The organism is Microcystis sp. LEGE 00066 (assembly GCF_015207925.1).
GTDB classification, from domain to species: domain Bacteria; phylum Cyanobacteriota; class Cyanobacteriia; order Cyanobacteriales; family Microcystaceae; genus Microcystis; species Microcystis ichthyoblabe_A.
Map to the genome: position 1 here is coordinate 1 of NZ_JADEVX010000260.1, position 4,431 is coordinate 4,431.

The 4,431-nt window shown below is 43.5% G+C and carries 3 protein-coding genes and 1 pseudogene; 1 reads left to right on the forward strand and 3 read right to left on the reverse strand.

The features are described from left to right. Positions 1-436: 436 nt before the first annotated feature. Entirely contained in the window at positions 437-1,192 is a 756-nt protein-coding gene (locus tag IQ224_RS21835; RefSeq protein ID WP_036399851.1) for a cobalt-precorrin-6A reductase, read from the reverse strand. 210 nt (positions 1,193-1,402) lie between these two features. Between IQ224_RS21835 and IQ224_RS21840 the strand changes: the two genes are divergently transcribed. Continuing rightward, a complete protein-coding gene (locus IQ224_RS21840) occupies positions 1,403-2,065 on the forward strand; it encodes a choice-of-anchor R domain-containing protein (RefSeq protein WP_002741896.1) in 663 nt (220 codons plus the stop codon). Between the two features lie 320 nt (positions 2,066-2,385). Here IQ224_RS21840 and IQ224_RS21845 read toward each other — a convergent pair whose 3' ends face one another. Further along, positions 2,386-3,336, reverse strand: coding sequence for an NAD-dependent epimerase/dehydratase family protein (locus IQ224_RS21845; RefSeq protein WP_084990066.1), 951 nt, complete (start codon positions 3,334-3,336; stop codon positions 2,386-2,388). A 535-nt stretch (positions 3,337-3,871) separates the two neighbouring features. Next, positions 3,872-4,431 (reverse strand): annotated as a pseudogene (locus IQ224_RS21850) (photosystem II q(b) protein); the annotation flags it as partial.

Consider the following 4,431-nt stretch of genomic DNA (forward strand, 5'->3'; position numbering starts at 1 on the left):
GGGTAAAATGTATTCTAAGATACATTTCTCCTAGCGAGGGGGTGGAACGAACCACAAAGACACAAAGGACACAAAGATTGATCGATCCTATGTAAGTTAAACTTATCACACAGAACCTAGAAGAGCCAAACTATTAGACTATTATCTGTTATACTATAGCAGTTTTCATTAGCATGAGTCATAGGCAAGGGGCTTAAACCCTTTGTTGGCAAAACTTTTCGATACCTCAGTGATGTGAAAAGTGCTATATTAAGTTCCAGTCTATTATAAGTACCTAAGCAAAATTAATTACACATTTCGATAAAACTTTTGCCTATTGCCTATTGCATGAGTGCCTATCCTAACCAAGAAATCAATTTTGCACGACTACTTACTAATATACTAGCCCCCTACTCCTCACCTAAGGGAAGATTTTTGATTTTTGCAAGAGGTCTCATCAAGAGAGCCATCTTTTTTCTAACCATGCTAGGACACTTTTAACATCAGCCACTTTTTCTCCTTCGGGTACAGGTGGACGTTGTACCATGACCACGGTTATTCCCAACTCTCTGGCGGCGATAATTTTGGCGTAAGTGGCATCACCGCCGCTATTTTTACTCACGATCGCCCCAATCTTATATTCTTGTAAAAGAGAGCGCTCTGACTGCAAGGAAAAAGGCCCTCTTTCCAACAATAATTTTCCAATCGGTACGATGACATCTGGTTCCGGCGGGTCAATCATCCGCATCAAAAACCAGATATTGTTTAAATGTGCATAACTTGCCAGTTCTTGCCGACCAATAGTGAGAAATATCCTCGGTGCTAACTCTGGTAAAATATTCGCCGCCGCTTGATTGTTTTCTACTTCAATCCAATTATCTCCAGATACTTTTTCCCAAGCTGGACGACTTAACATTAATCGAGGAATACCACAATCCGAGGCGGCTTGAGCGGCATTAAAGGAAATTTGTGCGGCAAAGGGATGGGTAGCATCAATTAAACAATCAATGCCTTCTTGCCGCAGATAATTGGCTAACCCAGTGGCACCACCAAACCCCCCCCTGCGAGAGGGAGTTGTGAAAGTAATCGGTTCTCTCGTGCGACCGGCAAAGGAAGCGATGGCATCTATACCCGGAATTGCCGCAATTTTAGCCGCTAATACCGCCGCTTCCCCTGTTCCCCCTAAAATCAGCACTCTTTTATTTTTAGTCATCTAGCAATCGCCAAAAGGTTAACTAATTTTCCATCTTCCTACCTTCCCTTGCAAAGGAAAGAGATTTTGGGGGTTAGGTCACTCTACTTTTTCCCAAAAACGAGGAATCTGTGCTAAGTTACCACAAAGTTTATTTTCCGAGCAGATGCTCAGAAGATAGACCATCAATCAAGGCCAATTTCACCCTTTTTGTCTTTAGGAGTTCCAAAAATGACCAAAAATCAGCAAATTCTGGCAAAAATCGGGGGAGGTAGCCTTGCTCTCCTTCTTTCTTTGGGCTTAGGGCAACAAGCTTATGCTGTTACCCTCGTTGAGAACTTAAGTCAATCAAATTCAGACACAGGAGGTATAACCTTTGACTACTTGTGGCAAGGATCAAGCTTTACCACTGGCAGTAGCAGTTATAACCTTAATTCTGCTACTCTTTTGTTCCAAGAATTCAGCGCCAGTACCGACTTGTTTGTTCGTCTCTATAGCGACAACAGTGGACAACCTGGCACTGTGATAACGAATTTTACTAACCCTACTCCCATTACTACCACTCTCACCAATAACACCTTTACCTTGGCTACTCCGCAAGCATTAGCCGCTAATACCACTTACTGGTTAGTCAGTGGTACAACTGGTGGAGGGGAGTATTATTGGGGTTATACTAAATCTTTCAATCAAACAGGACTACCCGGTTGGACGATTGGTGATGGTTACGTTTTCAGTTCAGATCAATCAGCATCTTGGGACACTGATCCTACGGGTGGGCCTTACCAATTTAGCCTTGAGGGGACTGCTACTAGCGTCCCTGAACCAGGTTCCGTAGTTGCCTTGTTGGGATTAGGAGGATTAGGGTTAGCTTCTAGCCTGAAAAAACGAAAATAGGAACGGTAGGGTGGGGCGACTCGATTCTCTTGTCTCGTGCCAAGGTTCCATCTGGCAATGGGAAAAAGGAGTGTCTCCCTCCCTTACCTGATAGGTTATATATGTAGGGTTTGCTGAATAAAGCTAAAAACCTTGTTGGGTAAGACTTTTAGACTTTTTGAAATCAAAAAGTGCCGGGCATGGGAGTGATCGGGGGGGAAATTTAGACACTTTTTCCCTGAAAATTAGGTAATTGACCCCCTGAAAATGGGTAAAACCCTACACCCTACACCCCACACCCTGCCCCCACCAACAAACTTTTTCAACAGACCCTAATTAACTTAACAATATAATCCCTGAATCCACTGCCATTCTTGGGCTAATCCTTCGGCTAAAGAGACTTGGGGATTATAACCTAGAATAGTACGCGCTTTGGTGACATCGGCGGCGGTGTGACGGGCATCTCCGCGGGCCAATCCTTGATGCAGTCGCTCGATCGGTTTACCGATGACTTTTTCCATGGTATCCAAGACATCCAGCAAAACCACGCGACTACCACCACCAATATTAAACACCTCACCCACCGCTTCCGGCACGACGGCAGCGGCTAAATTAGCGGCTACAGCATCGCTAATGAAGGTAAAATCGCGGGTTTGTTTGCCATCCCCGTAGATGCCGATTGGTTTACCCGCGATCGCGGCTTGAAAAAACTTATGGAAAGCCATATCGGGACGTTGCCGCGGTCCATAAACGGTGAAATAACGCAAGGCAGTGACGGGAACGTTAAAATTCTGGTGATATAGCCAACAGAGTCTTTCTGCCGCTAATTTGGTGATGCCGTAGGGTGAAACTGGTTGGGGACAAAGGGTTTCCGGAGTCGGCATCGTTTCCGCATTGCCATACACCGAGGAAGTGGAAGCAAAAACCATCCGTTGTAAAGAAGGGGTTTCCTTAGCGGCCTCAAGGATAATTTGAGTAGCATTTATATTCCTTTCGGTATATTGACGAAATCCATCACCCCAGCTTGCTCTGACTCCTGCTTGGGCTGCCTGATGGAATAATACTTCTACTCCTTGCAACAGTTGTCTCCAGTCGAGGGATTGTATATCCGCTTCAATTAACTTAAATTCGCGATATTTGGCTAGAATATGGGCATTTTTGTGCTTTAAACTGGGGTCGTAATAATCGTTAAATTGATCGATACCGATCACCTGATCTCCTTGTTCTAAAAGCTTTTGTGCCAAGTTAGAACCTATAAAACCCGCGACACCAGTAACAATATGAGTAGCCATTTAATCCTAGTCGTTGATATTTTGTATCGATTGTAATCATTTTTGTTCTTTTTACCGCAATTAATTTCCGCCGTCCGCTGTCAGCTTTTAGGGATCAAAATCGATAGATTAGATCTCTTGCAAAAATCAAAAATCTTTCCTTAGGTGAGGAGTCACGAGCCAGTAGTCATACTAAATCCGTTGAGTACAGGCTAGTTATGAGGAGAGGCAAAAGGCAAAGGGGAATAAATAATCAGTTTTTAATAACTGGATTTAGTATCAGTAGTCAGGAGAATTAAGAATGATCATTAATCAATTAAATGCTCTATTCAGGGATTTTATGCAATTTTATGCCTATTCTTCTCATTTTTAAACTATCAAAAATTAATTATGCAAGAACTCTAATGTTTACAGATAGTTCTAACAATCCAAAAAAAGACTTCAGGATGATCAATCCAAAATTATCAAATCATCGCCTAATTCAGCAACGCTTATCATAATTCTAACAACAAAAAAGCACCCCCTCGCAGGAGTGCCTTTTCGTTCAGACTAGGAATTAACCATTGATAGCGGGAGCAATTAGAGCTACAGGAGCCTGTTCACCACTAGCTAAGTCTAAGGGGAAGTTGTGAGCGTTGCGCTCGTGCATTACTTCCATACCGATACCAGCGCGGTTCAGCACATCGGCCCAAGTACCGATTACACGACCTTGAGAATCGAGAATCGACTGGTTGAAGTTGAAACCGTTGAGGTTGAACGCCATGGTGCTAACACCCATTGCCGTAAACCAGATACCGATTACCGGCCATGCACCTAAGAAGAAGTGCAGAGAACGGCTATTATTGAAAGAAGCGTATTGGAAGATTAAGCGTCCGAAGTAACCGTGAGCGGCAACGATATTGTAGGTTTCTTCCTCTTGACCGAATTTGTAACCGTAGTTCTGAGATTCGATTTCAGTGGTTTCACGCACTAAGGAAGAAGTTACTAACGAACCGTGCATTGCACTGAACAAGGAACCGCCGAACACACCAGCAACACCTAACATATGGAAGGGGTGCATCAGAATGTTATGTTCTGCTTGGAACACGAACATAAAGTTAAAGGTTCCAGAGATTC